Genomic DNA, 20817 nt, shown 5'->3' on the forward strand with positions numbered 1-20817 from the left:
TATGCCTTTATTAATATGTATAGTTTTAAACTATTTAAGATTTTTTCAGCTATTCTCGATATATTTTTTCAATTCACTATCGCAATAGAAAAAACACTCGAATTGACGCTTACGAATCATTGTTAAATTGAGTACTTATACTTTTATTGAACAACCAATAGCTTTCGTCGTAGTTACCTCAACTGCTTTTCCTTCTAACAAGGCATCAACTGCATCTTCTACATAGCGTTTTGTAACTGCAGACGCATCTTTATGATTGTTGTCAATAGCGCCAATATATTTTACTTCATTTCCTTTAGGAGTTTTTGCAATTACGTACATGTGTGGCGTTCTTGTTGCTCCAAATACTGGATATACTTTTTGCCCATCGTCAAAAATATATGGAAACGTAAATCCTTTTTCTTTAGCGCGTACTTGCATTGCTTCAAAACTATCATCTGGTCGTGCTTCTGGACTGTTTGGATTTATGGCAATTACAGGATAACCTTTGCTTGCGTACTTTTTATCCAATGCAATCAACCTATCTTCGTATGCTACAGAATACGGACACGTGTTACATGTAAATGTAATGATAAAACCTTTTGCTTTTGCAAAGTCTGACATTGAGACCATTTTTCCATCTACATTTTTCAATGAAAAATCTTTTACGATATCACCAACTTTGTAACCATTTGTTACTTCTTTGTTTGGTTTTTCTACATTTTCAGCAACTATTTTCGCATCAGTTGTATCTTCTTTCTTTTTATCCTTACATGAAAAAGTCATGAAAAGTATGGCTACTACTGCTAATTTTAATGTTTTCATTTTGCGGGTTTATTATTGGTTTATAAAATTTTTAAGTTCACTTTCTAATGCTTCTTGCGTAAACGATTTTTCATAGAATTTTCGTTTTCCTTTTCCATAAATAACCGTTGCCGGAATTGCGCCTGACCATTTTTCTGATACTTTTGGAATCCAAGCATTTTGATCGGGATCGTCGAGTAAAACCTTTTCAGATTTTAATTCGTTTTTTGCTAAGAATGAATTCAATTTCTTGAGATTGAAATCTAAACTCACTAATAATACTTGTACATTTTTGTCTTTATATTGAGCATTTACAGCTTCAAAATAGGGCAATTCTTTTACACAAGGTGCGCACCAAGTTGCCCAAAAATTCACTACATGAATATTATCATCTTCAATGTTGAGATACTTTTCAAACTGATCAAAATTTAAAACTGGAATTTCTGAATTCGTCGTTTCCGGTTCTGATTTGGATGTTGCATTAGCTTTCGCTTCCGTTTTTGTAGTTGTGTTTACGCCAACGGTATTTGTTGTCTTTGGTTCGTTTTTACACGAAAAAAATACTATACAAATTATGATAAGAATACTTTTTTGTAGCATGATTATAATTTTCAGCTTAAAAATACAAAAACTAGATTTGATGAAACTTTCTTTAACAAAATTTAACTTGCTATTTGCTTACAAATATGGTTTTACCGTAAACTGCTTGAAATTTACTTTTGTAACTTGAAATTTAACTAAAATTTTAGATCATGAAAAAAAGAAATCTTAAAACAATCAAACTTAACAAACGTATTGTTTCAACATTAAATACTGTCATTGGAGGACTTGCTAGAAATGACGATGATATTAGACCAGGAACTGAAATTAGTTACTGCCACGTTGGTTCACGTGTACAATGTTGTGCATAACGAAACAAATATGAATTAGATCAGATAATACGCAAATCAGAAAACGGTTTGCGTATTATTTTTTTAGCATCAATATCCAACCAATTATTAAGTACAGACGTGTAAATCTCTCGAAAATCAATATCATATTTCAAATCTCCATTCGAATCTAAATTACTCAAATCTGCCATCGGATTGTAAAAACCTTGTTTCTTCAATTGATTTCCAATTAAAAATACTTGATTCGCCGTTCCGTGATCGGTTCCGTTAGCCGCGTTTTGTTGTACACGTCTTCCAAATTCTGAGAAGGTTAAAATTAACGTGTCTTTAAACGAATCTTGCGCTTTTAAATCTTTGATAAAAGCTTCCATTGCATCATCATATACTTTTAATAAACGCTTTTGTTTATTCGCCTGATTGGCATGTGTATCAAATCCGCCAAGCGAAGTATAATACACTTTCGTTTGCAATCCTGAATTTATAAACTGCGCAACTTGCTTCAATTGTTTTGAGAATCCATTTGCTGGATACGTCGTTTTTGACGCGTATGTTTTTGAAGTTTCATAAATGTATTTTGCAGAAGACGAAGCTGTCACCATCGTTTTGTATAAATAGCCTAAATTGTGTTCACTTAAATGTGTATCGTTATGATGTTCCACTACTTTTTTAAAATACGGCGCTTGTGTGGTTTTGTAAAAAATATTTGGGTTTTTAGTGGCAATTCCGTCTGTATGTTCTCCTTTCATAATCAATGACAATGTATCATCAACTTCTATCGCATCTAACGATTTACTTTTGGAAGCATCCAAATAACGACCAATCCAACCCGATTGTAAATATTCGTCTGCATCACTTCCGGTGTGCCAAATATCGGTTGCTCTAAAGTGTGAACGATTCGGGTTTGGATACCCAACATTATTTATGATACACAATTCTCCTTCATTGTATAAATTGCTATGCGCGATCAAACTTTCGTGAAAACCAATTTCGTCCGTAATGCCAATTAAATTACTTTTTTGATGCGCCAATGCTGGACGATTTTTGTAATAGATATCATTTCGAAACGGAACAACAGTATTTAAACCATCGTTTCCACCAGAAAGCTGAATGATGACTAACTTTTTCCCAGTAGCAATTGCTTCATCAATTAAGTTGAATCCTGATAAAAATTTTGGCAAAAATAACGCTGTACTTGCCAATGATGTTCGTTTTAAAAAATCTCTTCTTTTCATACAAAACTTGTTTTGTATTCCCATGAAAATGGGAATCTCTTCAAATTATTCACTTAACACAATTGATATTCTGGTAACGACATGAGTTGAATACAAGATTCTTTTAAACCTTGTTCTTCTAATTTATGTAAATATTGCTGTGTTCCTTTGTTTATGGGACTTGCCAACAACACTTTTTGTAATTGTTGTAAAGTCACATCTTTTTGTTGCGATTCAAATGTTTCCCAATCCGCTTTCACTTTCAATTTACGTTGTCGATTTCGTTTGTTATTAAAACGTTGAAAATCGTCTTCAAATTCGCCTTTTTCATCTAACGAAATGACGCCATTTACCAATAATATAGCAGGTAAATTTAAGCGCAACATCATCGAATTCGGATTGATCCAGTTGCGTCCGCCTTTCCAACCTGCTACATTTGGTGGAAATAATAAATGTTGTCCCAGTAATTTTTGTAGATATATCAATTCACGTTCTTTTTCAAACTGCATCGGCACTACTTTATGAACGCCAATTAAGAATTCCATCGGTGATTTTATTTTTGTTCCAATATTTTTTTCATCGTAAAACCAATCTGATAAAAACACAAAATGCATCAACTTTTCAATGTCGTAATCTTTATAAAATATGGTTGTCATTTCGCTTACGCGAGAATCGTCTAATTGATCATTCACGAAGTATTTGTATATCTTTTCACAGATAAATTGTGCACATTGTTTTTGTTCCAAAATGATTTCAATAATGTCTTGACCATCAAAGTTTCCTGTGTTGTCAAAAAATGTTTTTTCACCATCATCATGCTGAAATCTGCGGAAGCGAAAATCACCTTTTATATCATGATTCCAACCTGTAAAGGCACGCGCGGCTTCTTTGATGTCCTTTTCAGAATATTGATCACGTCCTAGTGTGAATAATTCCATCAACTCGCGCGCAAAATTTTCGTTTGGTTTCCGTTTTCGATTTTGTTTCGTATTTAAATATTTTATCATGGAAGCTTCTTTGGAAATGGCAATGACGAAATCTTTAAAATTTCCCAATGCATGAGTGCGAAGCGTATTGTTGTAGTTTTGAATGTGTAGAATATTTTTATCATGACATACAAAATGATTTGCCCAAAAAAGTGTCATTTTTTCGCGCAGTAGTTTTTCAGTCGTTCCTAAGCGTTCTATCCAAGCAATATTGAGTTTGTGTACTTTTTTAACGCTATCTTTTATAAGCGAACGAATCTTTTTTCGGTCTTTTAAATTTAAACCTTTCAATTGTGATGTTAATTCGGAAACATCAACCGACAATGGTGTAAATGTATCTGAATCACTAAAAATTTCGTTGACAATTGCTGCTCTCGATTTACTTTGTAAAGCAACAGCTTCTGTATATGAAATTCCAAATCCGACTCTATGATATAAATGCACAATTTCTTGTAAGGTCATGACAAATTGTTTGTAAGTATGACTGTAAAACGTTTGGAAAGTTTAATTTGGGATGCTTTGATTACTATTGTGAATTAAACATATAAAATATTTAGTGTATCAACCAATTATGTCAAATTGAGCACAGTCAAGATTCAATAAAACAATAGTTTCCCAAGACTTCTCGACTGCGCTCGAAGTGACAAGAGTAGATTTTAGTATATTTGATTTTGGTAAAAGTTAATTTTAAGTACAAATGTGTAAAGCATCAGAAACCATTCGATTTTGTAGTTGTGCAGATAATTTAGAAAACGCTTCCAAACACTCAAAAAGCATCTATTATGTTTGGACTATAGAACGCATATTGGGAATTAATGATTTTGCAATGGACGGACTTCTTATGGAAGATCCTAAACAACTTGATGAATTAGTAGCGGAAACTATACTAAGAAAACTCAATTCAAAAAATCTATTTGACTTCGATTATAAACCTCAGGATAATGACAGTTTAGAAATTAAACGTGTAAATCCAAAGAAAAGATACCAAAAGAAGAAATGTATTGGAACTCATCTCAATTTCTATTATCTATTCAACAAATGGCACATTGGATATGCAGATGTGTTTACATATCAACTTGAAAGCTACAAAAATGGAAAAGTTGAAATTCTTAAAATCAACAATTCAAAATAGAGTCATAATTTTTTTAATTAAATTTTAACACACTACCTGTTTCAAAACTCAAAAATTAAACTACATTTGTATATACAAATATTGTACATACAATGAACAAATTGAATGATATATTAAAAAGTGAAGCAATTTTGCCATTAGCAAAGCGAACTGCGCTGAATTTTATGATTACGAATAATTCGTTTTCTCAGAAATTTTTAGACTTTTTTAAACAATATGACATTTCAGCACAACAATTTAATGTATTACGCATTCTTAGAGGTCAAAAGGGAAAACCTGCAAATTTGGCAACAATTCAAGAACGCATGATTCATAAAAATAGCAATACAACACGATTGATTGACAAGCTAATTTTAAAAGGTTTAGTAGAGCGTACCGTTTGTCCTGAAAATCGTAGAAAAGTAGAAATCATTATCACAAAAAGTGGTTTGAATTTATTAAACACAATTGATCCAAAACTAAATGAATTAGAAGAAGAAACAATTCGACCACTTACAATAGAAGAAGCAAAAACATTAAATACTTTATTAGAAAAATTAAGAGGTTCACAATCCGAATAAAATTGTCCTAAAAACAAAAATCGACATACATTAAAAACAAAAAAATGAAAACACGTATTTTATCATTAGTAGCAATCTTTGTATTAGCTACAATTACAACTGCTTTTGCACAAGACAAAAAAATTGACACAGAAGAAAGTTCTATTGAATGGACAGGTTACAAAGTAACTGGACAACATGAAGGAACAATTGATTTTAAAGATGGAACATTAGAATTTAAAGACGGAAAACTAGTTGGCGGTATGTTTACAATAAACATGACATCAATTAACACAACTGATTTAAGTGGTGGCGGAAAAACAAAACTTGACGGTCACTTGAAATCAGATGACTTTTTTGGGGTAGCAAAGTTTCCAGATGCAATTTTAAAATTTAGAAAAGTTGTTGAAACGGATGACAATATTTATAGAGTTGCGGCCGATTTAACCATAAAAGGAAACAAATCTCCGATTACATTTGACATTGAATTAGAGGAAAATTCTGCAGAAGCAAAATTAAAAGTAGACCGTACAAAATATGGAATCAAGTATGGTTCTGCTTCTTTTATTGATGGATTAAAAGACAAAGCAATTAGTAATGAATTTGATTTAGTTGTAGAATTAAAATTCTAAAAAACTTTTTTCTTTCAAAAATTCATTCCTATATTTGTTACAACAAAAACACAAAATGAACACAAATTTAGTAAATACTTGGTGGTGGAACTTACGAACTCAAAAAGCGTGAGCAAAGTCCCTATTTACTACTAATAGATATATAAAAGACTTGTCAATCACGGCAAGTCTTTTTTTTTTGAAACAAACTCAACTATGTATTCTTTAAAAACAACCTACAAAAAAATTCTGGCAGACACCATCACGCCAGTAAGTGTTTACCTCAAAATCAGAGATAAATATCCGAATAGTTTATTGCTAGAAAGTAGCGACTATCATGCCAGTGGAAATAGTTTCTCGTACGTATGTTGCAATCCAATTGCAAGTATAAAAGTAGAAAATGAAACGCTTACACGCGAATTTCCAAACGGTGAAAAAAATAGTATTACTATTGATGAAAACACAGACGTTCCTGCCCTAATTCATGAATTTTCACAACAATTTAAAACGGATAAAAACGATTTCAAATTTATCAATAACGGATTGTTCGGATACATTGCTTATGACGCAGTTCGGTATTTTGAAGATGTAGAAATTACTAAAAAAGAGCAATCGCTAAACATTCCAGATATATATTATGCGGTATATCAAAACATTATTGCCTTCAATCATTTCAAAAACGAAGCATATATATTTTCGCATTGTTATGAACAAGAAGACAATATTGCTTCCATAGAACACTTATTAAGTTCCAAAAACTTCACAACCTACAATTTCAAAATTGATGGTGAACGTACTTCAAATTTAGATGATGAACAGTTCAAACAAAATGTAGCGTTGGCAAAAAAACACTGTTATCGTGGTGATGTGTTTCAATTAGTATTATCAAGAAGATTTATTCAAAGATTTAAAGGAGACGAATTCAATGTGTATCGTGCATTGCGAAGTATCAATCCTTCTCCATACCTATTCTACTTTGATTATGGCAATTTCAAAATTTTCGGGTCTTCGCCAGAAGCACAACTCGTTGTTCAAGACAATCATACAGAAATTCATCCAATTGCCGGAACCTTCAAACGTACTGGAAATGATGAAGAAGATGCTGCATCTGCCAAAAGATTATTTGATGATCCAAAGGAAAATGCAGAACATGTAATGCTAGTAGATTTAGCTCGAAACGACTTAAGTAGAAACGGAAATCAAGTCAAAGTGGAAACGTATAAAGAATTGCAATTCTTTTCACACGTCATTCACTTAGTATCAAAAGTAACAGCACAAAAACATACAAATGCACTCACAATGCAAGTTGTGGCAGACACATTTCCGGCAGGAACATTAAGTGGCGCGCCAAAACACAAAGCCATGCAACTAATTGAAAAATACGAAACATCTAACCGTGATTTTTATGGTGGTGCTATTGGTTTCATGGACTTTGACGGAAACTTCAATCATGCTATCATGATCAGAACATTTCTAAGCAAAAACCACAAACTACATTACCAAGCTGGTGCAGGAATTGTAGCGAAATCATCAGAAGAAAACGAAAACCAAGAAGTATATAACAAACTAAGAGCGCTGAATACTGCGTTGGAAATTGCGGAAACAATATAAGAAGAAGTGAGATATGAGAATTGAGTAGTGAGATAAATAAAATCTGTCTCAATTCTCAATATTAACATCTCAATACTAAATAAAAAGAAATGAAAAAAATACTAGTCATAGATAATTACGATAGTTTCACATACAATCTTGTGCATTATTTAGAAGATTTAGAATGTGATGTAACCGTAAAAAGAAACGATCAACTTTCGTTGGAAGAAGTTGAAGCATATGAAAAAATCATTCTTTCGCCAGGTCCAGGAATTCCTGATGAAGCAGGTTTATTGAAACCAATTATTGCAAAATATGCACCTACAAAAAGTATCTTAGGTGTTTGTTTAGGACAACAAGCCATTGGAGAAGTATTTGGCGGTTCGCTTTCTAACTTAGCAGAAGTATATCATGGAATTGCGACCAAAATAGAACTATCTGTTGAGGATGAATCATTATTTGATGGTTTGCCAAAATCGTTTGATGTTGGGCGTTATCATTCTTGGATTGTAGCAAGTCCGTTACCCGAAAGTTTAGAAGCTACTTCTTTTGATGAAAACGGACAAATTATGTCGCTTCGTCACAAAACATACGATGTGCGCGGTGTACAATATCATCCAGAATCTGTACTAACACCACACGGAAAAAAAATATTAGAAAACTGGGTGCGTGATTGAATTATAAATTTTAACTGCTAAATTTTTAAATGTAAAAGTTAGCTCCAAAGAAACGTAATGTCAAAAAAATACTTAATGTCACTTCGAGTAATTTTCTATCATATCGAGCATTATTGAAATCAAAATATATTTTGATTGAAAATACTTAGCGTAGCTATCGAAATAGACAGGAAATTGTATCGAGAAGTACTTTAAAACGAAACTAACAGTAAAAGGCAAATAGCTAGATATGAGAATTGAGTAATAAGACTTCAAATAAACGTCATTGCGATATAACAGCCGCAGCAATCTGTTTCTTAAAAACTCATCTCAATACTCAAGACTAAAACCTCAATACTTTAAAAAAAAATGAAAAACTTACTAAACAGACTCATCAATCACGAAAATATAACGGAAGCGGAAGCCAAACAAGTATTGGTCAACATTTCGAAAGACATGTACAATCCAAGTCAGATAGCTTCTTTCCTAACAGTTTTCATGATGCGAAGTGTCACAATTGAAGAACTAAAAGGTTTCCGTGATGCTTTACTAGAATTGTGTATTCCTATTGATTTATCAGCATACAACGCCATTGATTTATGCGGAACTGGCGGTGACGGAAAAGACACATTCAACATTTCAACCTTAGCTTCTTTCATTACGGCTGGCGCAGGTGTAAAAGTTGCCAAACATGGAAATTACGGAGTTTCTTCGGTAAGTGGTTCATCAAATGTAATGGAACATTTAGGAATCAAATTTACCAACAAAACAGACTTCTTAGAAAAGTGTATTGACCAAGCTGGAATTTGTGTATTGCATGCGCCTTTATTTCATCCAGCCATGAAAAATGTTGCACCAATTCGACGTGAACTAGGTGTAAAAACATTCTTCAATATGTTAGGTCCAATGGTGAATCCTTCATTTCCAAAAAATCAAATGGTTGGCGTTTTCAATCTAGAATTGGCAAGAATGTATGGTTATTTATACCAAAACACCGATAAAAATTACACCATATTACACGCATTAGATGGTTATGATGAAATATCATTAACTGGCGCAACCAAAGCAATTCGAAACAATTCAGAAGAAATGCTAACACCTGAAGATTTTGGCGTTCCACAACATACGCAGGCATCAATTTATGGTGGCGATTCTGTTGCTTCAGCCGCTGAAATTTTCACCAACATATTAGAAGGAAAAGGAACGGATCCGCAAAACAATGTCGTTTGTGCAAATGCAGGAATGGCAATTGCTACCGTAAAAGGTTTCAGTGCCAAAGAAGGTTTTGAAGTCGCAAAAGAATCATTGCAATCTGGAAAAGCGCTAAACGTGTTAAAAAAGTTACAGGAGTTGAGTAAGTAATAGATTTGTCATTCCTACGACCTGTACTGAACTTAATTCAGTAAGGCAGGAATCCATAACTATAGAAAAATATAAAAATTTTCCCGATTGCTCGGGAATAAAAATTGAAAATTTTTATGACCATTTTAGATAAAATCATAGCAGACAAACACAAAGAAGTTGCGCTCAAAAAAGGCATCATTCCAACATCACAATTGGAAGCTTCCGTATTGTTTGAACGAAAAACAATGTCATTAGCAACTGCATTGCGCGAAAGTAACACAGGAATTATTGCCGAATTCAAAAGACGTTCACCATCAAAAGCAGTTATCAATCAAAGTGCAAGTGTACAAGATGTTGCTAAAGGCTACGAACATGCTGGCGTTTGCGGAATGTCTGTATTAACAGATGGAAAATACTTTGGCGGTTCGTTAGACGATGTATTGTTAGCAAGAGCGAGCGCACAATTACCGATTCTCAGAAAAGAATTCATCATTGACGAATATCAGATTATAGAAGCAAAAGCACATGGCGCAGATGTCATTCTATTAATTGCGGCGGTATTGACAAAAGAAGAAATCAAAAACTTATCGGAAACGGCGAAAAGCTTCGGTTTAGATGTATTGTTAGAAGTTCACAATTTAGAAGAATTACAAAAATCAATCATGCCTTCATTGGACATGTTAGGTGTTAACAATCGGAATCTAAAAACCTTTGACGTAAGCACGGATATCAGCAAAGAATTGTCTACGCATATTCCAAATGATTTTGTAAAAGTATCTGAAAGTGGTATTAGTTCTATTGAAGCGATCAAAGAATTGAAACCTTTTGGATATCAAGGTTTTTTAATTGGCGAAAACTTTATGAAAACGGAAAACCCTGGAAATAGTGCGTTGGAGTTTATTGATCGGTTGAAAGGATAATCAGACGTCATGCTGAACTTGATTCAACATCACACAAAAAATGAACAAACAAGCAAGTGCTATAAAGTATAATTATTACGAGTAAACATTTAATTTTCTAATCATTCAATGAAACACAAGAAACTCAAAATATGCGGAATGAAATACGAAGATAATATGATTGCAATCAGCGAATTGCAACCAGATTACTTGGGTTTTATATTCTATCAAAAATCATCTCGTTTTTTTGATACGGTTATTCCTGAAATTCCAACAGGAATCAAAAAAACTGGTGTATTTGTGAATGCTTCTGTTGACGAAATTCTAAAAAAAATAAAATTCTACGATTTACAAGCTGTACAATTACACGGAAGTGAAACTGTTGAGTTTTGTGAAAAACTAAATACGAGCATTGAGCTGAGCCAAAATGCAGATGATGAGAGGCTGAATCAAGTGCAGCATGACAATTTCAATTTACCAAATTCGCATATTGAAATCATCAAAGTATTCTCTATAAAAAATGAATTTGATTTTTCAATTTTAGAAGATTTTGAAGAAGTAGTTCATTATTTTTTATTTGATACCAAAGGGAAATTACCTGGCGGAAATGGTGTTACATTCGATTGGACTGTTTTAGAAAACTATCCATCAACAAAACCATTTTTTCTAAGTGGCGGAATTGGTTTAGAAACCATCACAAAATTAAACGATTTTATGAAAAGTAAAGCTTCAAAATACTGTTATGCTTTAGATGTAAATAGTAAATTTGAAATTGTCCCAGGTTTGAAAAATATTGAAGCATTAAAAGAATTTAAAAATAATATATAAAAATAGACTTCCACTTTCGTGGAAACGTTAAAGATTATGAAAAAGACATATCACGTTAACGAAAAAGGATATTACGGACCGTTTGGTGGCGCGTACATTCCTGAAATGTTATATCCGAATGTAGAAGAATTACGCCAAAAGTATTTGGAAATTATGTATGAAGATTCTTTTCAAAAAGAATTTCAGCAATTACTAAAAGACTATGTTGGACGTCCATCACCATTGTTTTATGCTGAACGTTTGTCTGCAAAATACAACACAAAAATTTACTTAAAACGTGAAGATTTAAATCATACAGGCGCACACAAAGTAAACAATACAATCGGACAAATTTTAATGGCAAAACGTTTAGGCAAAACCCGAATTATTGCCGAAACTGGCGCTGGACAACATGGCGTTGCAACCGCAACTGTTTGTGCACTCATGGGCATAGAATGTGTTGTGTATATGGGCGAAATTGACATTTCACGACAAGCTCCAAATGTAGCACGTATGAAAATGTTGGGCGCAGAAGTTCGTGCCGCATTATCTGGAAGTAGAACGCTAAAAGATGCTACAAACGAAGCCATTCGCGATTGGATTAGTAATCCTGTAAACACACATTACATCATTGGTTCAGTGGTTGGTCCACATCCGTATCCAGACATGGTAGCGCGTTTTCAAGCGGTGATTTCTGAGGAAATAGAATGGCAATTGCAAGAAAAAGAAGGTCGCTCCTATCCTGACCATATAATTGCATGTGTTGGTGGCGGAAGCAATGCTGCTGGCGCTTTTTATCAATATTTAGATGATGATCGTGTAAATTTAATCGCGGTTGAAGCCGCTGGAAAAGGAATTCACTCAGGTGAAAGTGCCGCAACTTCAGTTTTGGGAGAAGATGGAATCATTCACGGAAGCAGAACCTTATTAATGCAAACCAAAGACGGACAAATTACAGAGCCGTATTCAATTTCGGCAGGATTAGATTATCCTGGTGTTGGTCCAATGCACGCACATTTATACGCAAGTAAACGTGCCGAATTTATTTCTGTTACAGATGATGAAGCCATGACAGCTGGACTGGAATTATCGCAATTGGAAGGCATTATTCCAGCAATTGAAACGTCGCACGCATTGGCAATTTTTGACACACGTAAATTTAAGGAAGATGAAATTGTAGTCTTGAATTTATCAGGTCGTGGCGACAAGGATTTGAATACGTATATAGATTATTTCAAGTTGTAATTTTTTCATTCCTGCGAAGGCAGGAATCACCATAAAAACTATGGATATACATAATATTTTCATTCTAACAAACTAAAGTCATACAGTCTTATATTGGAAGAACGAATCAACTAAAACGAAGATTGAATCAACATAAAAATAATAAGGTTGGCACTTTTACAGGAAAATATAATGTATATAAACTTGTGTATTTTGAAACTACAAAATATGTTAATAATGCGATTCAAAGAGAAAAGCAACTAAAAAAGTGGAAACGTCAGTGGAAGATCAATTTGATTAATGGATTAAATCCTGATTGGAAAGACCTTTCTGAGTATGTGTAAAATTCCTGCCTTCGCAGGAATGCAATAATAGTCAAAAATAGATTCCTGCCTTCGCAGGAATACAAAAAGTATACATTGAATGAACAGAATAAACCAAAAATTACACGAAGATAAAAAGTTACTATCTATATATTTCACGGCAGGTTATCCAAGTTTGAATGATACCGTTGGCGTGATTGAAAATTTAGAGAAAAATGGTGTAGATATGATCGAAATTGGATTGCCTTTTAGTGATCCTTTAGCCGATGGACCAACGATTCAAGCGAGTTCTACACAATCGTTAAAAAACGGTATGACCAGTAAAATTTTGTTTGAACAGTTAGCAGACATTCGTAAAATAGTTACCATTCCATTGATTATTATGGGCTATTTAAACCCGATGATGCAATACGGAATTGAAGCATTTTGTGCTAAATGTCAAGAAGTTGGAATTGACGGATTGATTATTCCGGATATGCCAGTTGATGTATATCACAACGAATACCAAGCTATTTTTGAGAAATATGGATTAATTAATGTGTTTTTAATTACACCACAAACTTCTGAAGATCGTATTCGATTTATTGATAGTATTTCCAACGGATTCATCTATATGGTAAGTTCGGCAGGAACCACAGGTGCAAAAAGCAGTTTTGGAAATACACAAGCTGATTATTTTGATAGAATTGGCGCAATGAAGTTGAAAAATCCACAAATAGTTGGTTTTGGAATTTCCAATCGTGAAACGTTCAATCAAGCAACAAGCAAAGCAAAAGGTGCCATTATCGGAAGTGCATTCATCAAGCACTTAACACAAAACGGAACAGATGCTATTGCTGCTTTTGTTTCAAGTATTCGCTAATCTAAAAAGTAGTACTTTTAACTATTCATTAATCAACCTCATCAAATGAAAAAATATATTTACATCTTTTCAATCTGTATATTATCTCTTATTGCTTGTGAAGACGATAAAAAAAGTAACGATACTAAAACGGAAAAATCAACACAGAGTTTTGCTGATTTTTTAGATGATTATTACCAAAAAGGATTAGAATTGAATCCGTTGAATGCAACCTTTGCAGGAATCAACACGTACAACGATCAGTTTCCAAATTTCTTATCGGATGAGCATCATGAGAAATTGAAAGTACATTACACAACTTTCAAAAATGCGCTAGAAAATTATGCTGATACAGATCTTTCTGAAAGTGAACAGCTGAGTAAAGCAATTTTGAATTGGGATTGCGATATGAATTTAAAACAATTGAGCTTCAAAAATGATCGTTTGTTACCGCTGAATCAAATGTGGACACTAAACTTAGTCGTTGGTCAATTGGCAAGTGGCGCAAGCGCACAACCGTTTAAAACAGTAGCAGATTATAACAATTGGCTACAACGTTTGGAAGGATATAATGTTTGGTTACAAACGGCTAAAGAACGTATGCAGGAAGGAATTCAAGAAAACTATGTGTTGCCAAAATCGTTAATTAAAAAGGTAATTCCACAGTTTGAAGTATTAGCTTCTAATGATGTGGAAAATCATTTATTTTATTCTCCAATCAAAAACTTTCCAGCAAATTTTTCAGATGATGATAAAAAGCAATTAACAACTTCTTACACTACAATTTTAACGGAGAAACTGATTCCTTCATTCGATACAATCTATCAATTTTTAAAAGGTGATTATTTAAAAGCTGGAAGAGAAAGTAGTGGAATTTCGGCACTTCCACATGGAGAAGCATATTACAATCATGCTATAAAAAATTACACAACAACCAACATGACAGCAACTGAAATCCATGAGTTAGGATTGAAAGAAGTTGCTCGAATTTTGGCTGCAATGGAAAAAGTAAAAACACAAGTTGGCTTTACAGGCGATATCAAATCGTTTTTCAATTTTGTGAGAGAAAACAAAGCGTTGATGCCATATACAGAACCAAAACAGATTATTGATAATTTTAATGCGATTCATGATCGAATGAAGCCACAGCTGGAAAAACTATTCGATTTAAAACCCAAAACACCTTTTGAAGTTCGTCGTACTGAAGCCTTTAGAGAAGCATCTGCAAGTGCAGAATACAATCCTGGTTCGTTAGATGGAACGCGTCCTGGCATCTTTTACACGCCAATTCCTGATGCAACAACATACAATGTATTTTCGGATGAAGCGTTATTTCTACATGAAGCAATTCCGGGGCACCATTATCAAATTTCATTAACACAAGAAAACGAAAATTTGCCAGCGTTTAGAAAGACACTTTGGTACAGCGCATACGGTGAAGGTTGGGCTTTATATACAGAATCGTTAGGAAAAGAATTAGGTTTGTATACAGATCCGTATCAATATTTTGGAATGTTGGGTATGGAAATGCATCGTGCTATCCGTTTGGTTGTTGACACAGGATTGCATGCCAAAGGTTGGACACGTGAAGAAGCCATTCAATATTCACTTGATAATGAAGCAGAAAGTGAAGCTAGTATAACTTCTGAAATTGAACGTTATATGGCAAATCCTGGGCAAGCATTGTCGTATAAGATTGGACAATTAAAAATTCGTGAATTGCGCGCTAAAGCTGAAAAAACATTAGGCGATACTTTTGATATTCGTGAGTTTCACAATCAAGTATTGAGTACAGGTTGTATTCCGTTGCAATTGCTAGAAGATAAAATTAATATATGGATTCAAGTAAAAAGCAACACAAAATAGAGAAATCTGAACTGCATCCGTTAAATAAACACAGACAGCGTTACGATTTTAAATTATTGACAAAAGCGTGTCCTGAATTGAAATCGTTTGTAAAGCCAAATAAGTTTGGTGATGAATCTATTAATTTTTTCGATCCAGAAGCGGTAAAAATGCTAAACAAAGCATTATTGAAGCAGTATTATGCGATTGATTTTTGGGACATTCCTAAAAACTATTTGTGTCCACCAATTCCTGGAAGAGCTGATTACATTCATCATTTGGCAACGTTACTAGCTGAAACGTATCAGGGCAAAATCCCGAAAGGGAAACAAATTACATGTGTAGATATTGGCACAGGCGCAAATTTGGTCTATCCAATTATTGGAACACAAGAATACGGTTGGTCGTTTATTGCTTCCGATATTGATTCGATTGCTATAGAAAACGCTCAGGATATCATTTCTAAAAATGATGTTTTAAAAGATGCTATTGAAGTTCGTCAACAGTTAAATCCAAGTCAAATTTTTAAAGGAGTTTTGGAACATTCTGAATGTATTTCAGTAACACTTTGCAATCCGCCATTTCATAAATCTGCTAAAGAAGCTCAAGCAGGAACACAAAGAAAGTTACAAAACTTGATAGGCGACAAAACTGTAAAACCTGAATTGAATTTCGGTGGACAACCCAATGAATTGTGGTGTAAAGGTGGCGAAAAGAAGTTTATTAAAAATATGATTAAAGAAAGTAAATTATTTTCTAAATCGTGTTTATGGTTTACAACGTTGGTTTCTAAAAAAGATAATCTTCCTGCGATTTACGATGCTTTAAAACGTGTAAATGCTACAACTGTAAAAACCATTCCAATGGGACAAGGAAATAAAGTGAGTAGAATTGTGGCTTGGAGTTTTTTAAAATAAGATTACTAGTAAGTGGTCGCAATTCTGTATTTTTACCAGCTTATTAAAAACCCTTATTATGAAAAAAAGAAATATACTCTTTCTACTACCCTCAATTTTATTGATTTTATTATTTTCATGTAGCAGTGATGATTCCTCAAATGGAGAACCTAGCTTAAGTTCGAATAACTTAATAACTTCTTTTGAATTGGTTAAAGGAGGTTTTGCGACTAGCTTCACTATTTCAGAGAATGCAATTACTGGAACTGTGCCTGAGTTCTTCGAGTTGACAGATATACTACTAGAAGTATCTATATCAAACGGAGCATCTATAAGTCCTGATCCTTCTACAATTACATCTATCTCAGGACCTTTTAACCTTACAGTTACCGCAGAAAATGGAGATACTCGACAATATACTATCAACATTACTAATGAACTAAATGATGAAAACTTTATTCTTTCATATACATTTACGACACCTGACTTCGTAACTACTTCAGATGTGGATATTAATACAACTACAATCATTAAACGATTACCAACTTTCACAGACAAAACAAATTTAGATTTAGCCATAGTTTATTCTGAACAAGCTACCATTTCGCCTAATCCAGCAAGTATCACAAATTATTCCTCTGATATGGATTTTGTGGTTACTGCTTTAAATGGAGAACAACGAGTTTACACGCTAAAAGTTGAAACGATGGATATGGATTTTAATAATGTTTGTGATGACATGACTGCCTCCAGATGGTTTGGAGGAGATGATAGAACGAATGCACCTAGTGGAATTATACCATTTAATCGAAATGTAGGGACTGGACAAGGAGTTGTTTTTGAAGAAGATGTACATCCAACTAAGTTTGGATTTAACCTTACAGGAGCTTTCAAATCTTCTGAAAATGGTTCTACTTATAATAATCCACTAGATATTAAATTAAATATTAGACAGCAAGATGGAACATTAATTGGAAACTTAACACAAACAATCTCTGCAAGTTTTAATGGTGGTTGGATTGAGTTTGATATTACAAACTTTAAACTTTTCTTTGACGCAAATACAGAGTATATTTTCACAATGCATCTTGTAAACGGAGAAAACTTGGGAATCAACACAGGAATACATGGTATTAGTTATGAAGGTAATGGATTTTGTTTTAGGCAAGCTTACGCTGGACAATCAAAGATAAGTGAGAATACAGATATAGATAATTGGGGTTCATGGTATGAAACTCCATGGCATTTTAATATTAAAATGGAAGGGGAAAAATAATTTAAAAAAACTCCTGATATTGTAAAACGCGAAAATCAAAAGTAGTAAACTTTGGGTTTTCGCGTTTTAGTTTTCTATATAATGGAATGCTTCCAATTGCTAGGTTTACAACACCAGAAACCAAAATAAGTGAAATGATTTTGGTACGATAGCGATAGCTCCAAGAAATAAAGCTAATAGAATTATGACTTGGGATTACTGAAAACCTATTATAATTTTATATTTTTGAAGCCTTTTTAAAAACCTTTATTATGAAAAAAAGAAATATTCTATTTCAATTACCATTAATTTTATTAATCTTATTATTTTCCTGTAGTAGTGATGATTCTTCGGACGGAGCACCTAGCTTAAGTTCGAATAACTTAATAACTTCTTTTGAATTAGTTAAAGGAAGTTTTTCGACTAGTTTTACTATCTCAGAGAATGCAATCAATGGAACCGTATCTGAGTTCTTCGAGTTAACAGATATTCTATTAGAAGTATCTATATCAAATGGAGCATCTATAAGTCCCGATCCTTCTACAATTACATCAATATCAGGACCTTTTAATCTTACAGTTACCGCAGAAAATGGAGATACTCGACAATATACTATCAATATTACTAATGAACTAAATGATGAAAACTTTATTCTTTCGTATACATTTACGACACCTGACTTCGTGACTACTTCATATCTAGATCCAAATACAACTACAATTATTAAAAGATTCCCAACTTTCACAGACAAAACAAATCTAGATTTAGCTATAGTTTATTCTGAACAAGCTACTATTTCGCCTGATCCGGCAAGTATCACAAATTATTCCTCTGATATAGATTTTGTGATTACTGCTTTAAATGGAGAGCAACGAATTTACACGCTAAAAGTAGAAACGATGGATATAGATTTAAATAATGTTTGTGAGGAGACAAATGCCAATAAATGGTTTGGAGGAGATGACAGAACGAATACACCTAGTGGACTTATGCCGTTTGATCGAAATGTAGGAACTGGACAAGGAGTTGTTTTTGAAGAAGATGTACATCCTACTAAATTTGGATTACGCTTTACAGAAGCTTTCAAATATTATGAGAACGGTTCTACTTATAATAATCCATTAGATATAAAATTAAATATTAGACAGCAAGATGGAACATTAATTGGAGGTTTAACACAAACAATTCCTGCAAATTTTAATGGTGGTTGGATTGAGTTTAATATTACTAATTTTAAACTTTTCTTTGATAAAGATATAGAATATATCTTCACAATGCATGTGATAAACGGAGAAAGTATTGGTGTAAATACAGGGAGTTATGGTAGTACTATTGATGGTAATGGATTTTGTTATGCACAAGCCTATACGGGACAATCAAAATTAAGTGAAAGTACAAGCTTAGAAGATTGGAATACTTGGTCTGAACATCCATGGCATTTTAATATGAGAATAGAAGGCAAAAAATAATTTAAAAAAACTCTCGATACTGCAACACGCGAAAATCAAACGTAGTAAATTTTGGGTTTTCGCGTTTTAGTTTTCGGTATAGCGGAATGCTTCCTACAGCTCGGTTTGCTGCGCCAGAAGCTGAGGTAAGTGAAACGGTTTTTATAATTCTTTTCGTATAATTATGAGATGCTGAATCAAGTTCAGCATGACGTATACTTTTTACTAAGTTTATGTCAAATTGATGAATTCTCGGTACAATATCTGAAACAACTTCTAATTTTAGATTGTACTTTTTTAAGTGTTTTCGAAAGAAATATTCAGGTCCATTTTTGGAGTTTCCGCCTGTGAATAGAATTGTGTGAATACTTGGATATTTCAGTAAGTAATCAACAACATCACGCAATTGAACGTTTTGCATACCTAAATCAGAAGCATCTATTTTTTCGCGCTCACAACTGTCTACAATGTCACAAACACCAATTTTGTGTTTGATTAAGAATTGTTTGCGTTCATCAATCGCTTGTTGTGAATTGTCATATCGCAGCTTCAAATCATGAATTTTATCAATGAATAACCATAACGAATTGTAATAACTTCCATAGCAGAAATCAACATCTTTTTCGAGTAAATCGCCTGTAGAAAATCGTGGTGGTGGCAACGTGCCAACAATGAGTTTTTCAGTATCTGACTGAATGAAAGGTTGGTATGGATGTTTGTGATGGAACATTTTTTTAAATGAATTTAATAATTCAAAGATTGAAAAATTGAATGAATATTAAACTGTTACATCTTCAAATTTAATTTTCAAGTTCTTCACGATATTTGCGTACGTTTGTAATTAATTGCCCGTATAATCGCCTGTTTGGCTTTGTCATATGGTCAGATTCGATAATGATTTCATCTAAGATTTCTTTGGCTTTTTCACGCTGGTCATTTCTATCATAAAACTGCGCCAACACCAAACGTTCTTCATAGTTTGAATACCGTTGATCAATCGGTTTTAAGTTTTTTTCTGCTTCTTCTATTCGACCCAATTTGTCCAACGCCAAACCGTATATAAATTGCGCGTGTGATTTTTCAAATTCGTAATTGTCTTTGACTTTTTCGGCCAACCGAATTACTTCTGCATAGTTTTGTGATTGACTCATAGCGCCCATCATTTGCTTGATGACATAAAAATCGTTCTGAAAGTTTCCTTTTAAAGCCGCTTCATAATGAGTACTTGCATTTTCATAATCGCCATTTTCAAAATGTGCATCTGCCAACGCTACTCTATTCTGAAACGTATCGGCAAATGCTAACCGTTTTTCAGCATCTTTCACTTTTTTTGAAGGAATAATTGCCGTTACGAGTTCTTCTGAAAATTTTTCTAGATCATTTTTGTTAAATACTTGCGTCAATAAATACAAGACAGCTCCAATTACGGGAAGCATTAATATCATTAAATACCAGAAATAATCTTTTCCACTTTTGTATGCGTGATACAAACAATAGATTTGAAGTATGAGAACTGGTGTGTAGTAACGAAACATAT

At 33.3% G+C, this 20817-nt stretch carries 22 protein-coding genes; 16 read left to right on the forward strand and 6 right to left on the reverse strand.

Features of this window, described 5'->3' with window-relative positions; translation table 11 throughout:
* Window positions 1–135 precede the first annotated feature (135 nt).
* Both ACQ654_RS07535 and ACQ654_RS07540 read right to left on the reverse strand, forming a co-directional pair.
* On the reverse strand, window positions 136–804 hold the full coding sequence (locus tag ACQ654_RS07535; RefSeq protein WP_430409708.1) for a thioredoxin family protein: 669 nt from the start codon (window positions 802–804) through the stop codon (window positions 136–138).
* 12 nt (window positions 805–816) lie between these two features.
* Window positions 817–1383: a TlpA disulfide reductase family protein gene (locus tag ACQ654_RS07540; RefSeq protein WP_430409709.1), complete on the reverse strand. Its 567-nt coding sequence runs from the start codon at window positions 1381–1383 to the stop codon at window positions 817–819.
* A gap of 152 nt (window positions 1384–1535) precedes the next feature.
* Between ACQ654_RS07540 and ACQ654_RS07545 the strand changes: the two genes are divergently transcribed.
* The gene (locus ACQ654_RS07545) at window positions 1536–1694 is read left to right on the forward strand and encodes a hypothetical protein (RefSeq protein WP_430409710.1); all 159 of its coding nucleotides are present in this window, start codon (window positions 1536–1538) and stop codon (window positions 1692–1694) included.
* A 20-nt stretch (window positions 1695–1714) separates the two neighbouring features.
* On the opposite strand, the gene ACQ654_RS07550 is transcribed toward ACQ654_RS07545, so the two are convergent.
* Together ACQ654_RS07550 and ACQ654_RS07555 are read right to left on the reverse strand one after the other, a co-directional pair.
* Entirely contained in the window at window positions 1715–2905 is a 1191-nt protein-coding gene (locus ACQ654_RS07550) for a DUF1501 domain-containing protein (protein ID WP_430409711.1), read from the reverse strand.
* 53 nt (window positions 2906–2958) lie between these two features.
* Window positions 2959–4332, reverse strand: a complete 1374-nt coding sequence (locus tag ACQ654_RS07555) for a DUF1800 domain-containing protein (protein ID WP_430409712.1) — start codon at window positions 4330–4332, stop codon at window positions 2959–2961.
* A 235-nt stretch (window positions 4333–4567) separates the two neighbouring features.
* Between ACQ654_RS07555 and ACQ654_RS07560 the strand changes: the two genes are divergently transcribed.
* From ACQ654_RS07560 to ACQ654_RS07630, 15 genes are all read left to right on the forward strand, one after another.
* A complete protein-coding gene (locus ACQ654_RS07560; RefSeq protein WP_430409713.1) occupies window positions 4568–5002 on the forward strand; it encodes a hypothetical protein in 435 nt (144 codons plus the stop codon).
* Between the two features lie 92 nt (window positions 5003–5094).
* Window positions 5095–5562, forward strand: coding sequence for a MarR family winged helix-turn-helix transcriptional regulator (locus ACQ654_RS07565; protein ID WP_430409714.1), 468 nt, complete (start codon window positions 5095–5097; stop codon window positions 5560–5562).
* 44 nt (window positions 5563–5606) lie between these two features.
* Window positions 5607–6173, forward strand: a complete 567-nt coding sequence (locus ACQ654_RS07570) for a YceI family protein (RefSeq protein WP_430409715.1) — start codon at window positions 5607–5609, stop codon at window positions 6171–6173.
* Window positions 6174–6368: 195 nt separating this feature from the next.
* Entirely contained in the window at window positions 6369–7763 is a 1395-nt protein-coding gene (locus ACQ654_RS07575) for an anthranilate synthase component I family protein (RefSeq protein WP_430409716.1), read from the forward strand.
* Window positions 7764–7852: 89 nt separating this feature from the next.
* Entirely contained in the window at window positions 7853–8419 is a 567-nt protein-coding gene (locus ACQ654_RS07580; RefSeq protein ID WP_430409717.1) for an anthranilate synthase component II, read from the forward strand.
* A 348-nt stretch (window positions 8420–8767) separates the two neighbouring features.
* Window positions 8768–9760, forward strand: a complete 993-nt coding sequence (gene trpD, locus ACQ654_RS07585) for an anthranilate phosphoribosyltransferase (RefSeq protein ID WP_430409718.1) — start codon at window positions 8768–8770, stop codon at window positions 9758–9760.
* 116 nt (window positions 9761–9876) lie between these two features.
* Window positions 9877–10662 (forward strand): indole-3-glycerol phosphate synthase TrpC, encoded by a 786-nt coding sequence (trpC, locus tag ACQ654_RS07590; RefSeq protein ID WP_430409719.1) that lies wholly within the window; start codon window positions 9877–9879, stop codon window positions 10660–10662.
* 138 nt (window positions 10663–10800) lie between these two features.
* Entirely contained in the window at window positions 10801–11469 is a 669-nt protein-coding gene (locus ACQ654_RS07595) for a phosphoribosylanthranilate isomerase (RefSeq protein ID WP_430409720.1), read from the forward strand.
* Window positions 11470–11505: 36 nt separating this feature from the next.
* Window positions 11506–12693: a tryptophan synthase subunit beta gene (gene trpB, locus ACQ654_RS07600; RefSeq protein ID WP_430409721.1), complete on the forward strand. Its 1188-nt coding sequence runs from the start codon at window positions 11506–11508 to the stop codon at window positions 12691–12693.
* Between the two features lie 122 nt (window positions 12694–12815).
* Window positions 12816–13016, forward strand: a complete 201-nt coding sequence (locus ACQ654_RS07605) for a GIY-YIG nuclease family protein (RefSeq protein ID WP_430409722.1) — start codon at window positions 12816–12818, stop codon at window positions 13014–13016.
* Window positions 13017–13095: 79 nt separating this feature from the next.
* Window positions 13096–13857, forward strand: coding sequence for a tryptophan synthase subunit alpha (trpA, locus tag ACQ654_RS07610; protein ID WP_430409723.1), 762 nt, complete (start codon window positions 13096–13098; stop codon window positions 13855–13857).
* Between the two features lie 45 nt (window positions 13858–13902).
* Entirely contained in the window at window positions 13903–15702 is a 1800-nt protein-coding gene (locus ACQ654_RS07615; RefSeq protein ID WP_430409724.1) for a DUF885 domain-containing protein, read from the forward strand.
* Window positions 15672–16598 (forward strand): 23S rRNA (adenine(1618)-N(6))-methyltransferase RlmF, encoded by a 927-nt coding sequence (gene rlmF, locus ACQ654_RS07620; protein WP_430409726.1) that lies wholly within the window; start codon window positions 15672–15674, stop codon window positions 16596–16598. The genes ACQ654_RS07615 and rlmF overlap by 31 nt, the downstream gene beginning before the upstream one ends.
* A 58-nt stretch (window positions 16599–16656) precedes the next feature.
* Window positions 16657–17853 carry a hypothetical protein gene (locus tag ACQ654_RS07625; RefSeq protein ID WP_430409727.1) on the forward strand — a complete coding sequence of 399 codons (1197 nt, stop codon included), beginning with the start codon at window positions 16657–16659 and terminating at the stop codon, window positions 17851–17853.
* A gap of 251 nt (window positions 17854–18104) precedes the next feature.
* The gene (locus ACQ654_RS07630; RefSeq protein ID WP_430409728.1) at window positions 18105–19301 is read left to right on the forward strand and encodes a hypothetical protein; all 1197 of its coding nucleotides are present in this window, start codon (window positions 18105–18107) and stop codon (window positions 19299–19301) included.
* Window position 19302: 1 nt separating this feature from the next.
* Here ACQ654_RS07630 and ACQ654_RS07635 read toward each other — a convergent pair whose 3' ends face one another.
* Together ACQ654_RS07635 and ACQ654_RS07640 are read right to left on the reverse strand one after the other, a co-directional pair.
* Window positions 19303–20010, reverse strand: coding sequence for a uracil-DNA glycosylase family protein (locus ACQ654_RS07635; protein ID WP_430409729.1), 708 nt, complete (start codon window positions 20008–20010; stop codon window positions 19303–19305).
* Between the two features lie 70 nt (window positions 20011–20080).
* Window positions 20081–20815 carry a hypothetical protein gene (locus ACQ654_RS07640; protein ID WP_430409730.1) on the reverse strand — a complete coding sequence of 245 codons (735 nt, stop codon included), beginning with the start codon at window positions 20813–20815 and terminating at the stop codon, window positions 20081–20083.
* Between the last annotated feature and the right edge of the window lie 2 nt (window positions 20816–20817).

The organism is Kordia sp. (genome assembly GCF_965283645.1).
Classification (GTDB): Bacteria; Bacteroidota; Bacteroidia; order Flavobacteriales; family Flavobacteriaceae; genus Kordia.

Excerpts from the sequence above, each read along its gene's own strand:
- ACQ654_RS07575 (WP_430409716.1), top strand. The coding sequence starts at position 6,369 with ATGTATTCTTTAAAAACAACCTACAAAAAAATTCTGGCAGACACCATC.
- ACQ654_RS07545 (WP_430409710.1), top strand. The coding sequence starts at position 1,536 with ATGAAAAAAAGAAATCTTAAAACAATCAAACTTAACAAACGTATTGTT.
- ACQ654_RS07640 (WP_430409730.1), bottom strand. The coding sequence starts at position 20,815 with ATGTTTCGTTACTACACACCAGTTCTCATACTTCAAATCTATTGTTTG.
- ACQ654_RS07550 (WP_430409711.1), bottom strand. The coding sequence starts at position 2,905 with ATGAAAAGAAGAGATTTTTTAAAACGAACATCATTGGCAAGTACAGCG.
- ACQ654_RS07635 (WP_430409729.1), bottom strand. The coding sequence starts at position 20,010 with ATGTTCCATCACAAACATCCATACCAACCTTTCATTCAGTCAGATACT.
- ACQ654_RS07540 (WP_430409709.1), bottom strand. The coding sequence starts at position 1,383 with ATGCTACAAAAAAGTATTCTTATCATAATTTGTATAGTATTTTTTTCG.
- trpB (WP_430409721.1), top strand. The coding sequence starts at position 11,506 with ATGAAAAAGACATATCACGTTAACGAAAAAGGATATTACGGACCGTTT.
- ACQ654_RS07595 (WP_430409720.1), top strand. The coding sequence starts at position 10,801 with ATGAAATACGAAGATAATATGATTGCAATCAGCGAATTGCAACCAGAT.
- ACQ654_RS07580 (WP_430409717.1), top strand. The coding sequence starts at position 7,853 with ATGAAAAAAATACTAGTCATAGATAATTACGATAGTTTCACATACAAT.
- trpC (WP_430409719.1), top strand. The coding sequence starts at position 9,877 with ATGACCATTTTAGATAAAATCATAGCAGACAAACACAAAGAAGTTGCG.
- ACQ654_RS07565 (WP_430409714.1), top strand. The coding sequence starts at position 5,095 with ATGAACAAATTGAATGATATATTAAAAAGTGAAGCAATTTTGCCATTA.
- ACQ654_RS07625 (WP_430409727.1), top strand. The coding sequence starts at position 16,657 with ATGAAAAAAAGAAATATACTCTTTCTACTACCCTCAATTTTATTGATT.
- rlmF (WP_430409726.1), top strand. The coding sequence starts at position 15,672 with ATGGATTCAAGTAAAAAGCAACACAAAATAGAGAAATCTGAACTGCAT.
- trpA (WP_430409723.1), top strand. The coding sequence starts at position 13,096 with ATGAACAGAATAAACCAAAAATTACACGAAGATAAAAAGTTACTATCT.
- ACQ654_RS07555 (WP_430409712.1), bottom strand. The coding sequence starts at position 4,332 with ATGACCTTACAAGAAATTGTGCATTTATATCATAGAGTCGGATTTGGA.
- ACQ654_RS07630 (WP_430409728.1), top strand. The coding sequence starts at position 18,105 with ATGAAAAAAAGAAATATTCTATTTCAATTACCATTAATTTTATTAATC.
- ACQ654_RS07570 (WP_430409715.1), top strand. The coding sequence starts at position 5,607 with ATGAAAACACGTATTTTATCATTAGTAGCAATCTTTGTATTAGCTACA.
- ACQ654_RS07535 (WP_430409708.1), bottom strand. The coding sequence starts at position 804 with ATGAAAACATTAAAATTAGCAGTAGTAGCCATACTTTTCATGACTTTT.
- ACQ654_RS07560 (WP_430409713.1), top strand. The coding sequence starts at position 4,568 with ATGTGTAAAGCATCAGAAACCATTCGATTTTGTAGTTGTGCAGATAAT.
- ACQ654_RS07615 (WP_430409724.1), top strand. The coding sequence starts at position 13,903 with ATGAAAAAATATATTTACATCTTTTCAATCTGTATATTATCTCTTATT.
- trpD (WP_430409718.1), top strand. The coding sequence starts at position 8,768 with ATGAAAAACTTACTAAACAGACTCATCAATCACGAAAATATAACGGAA.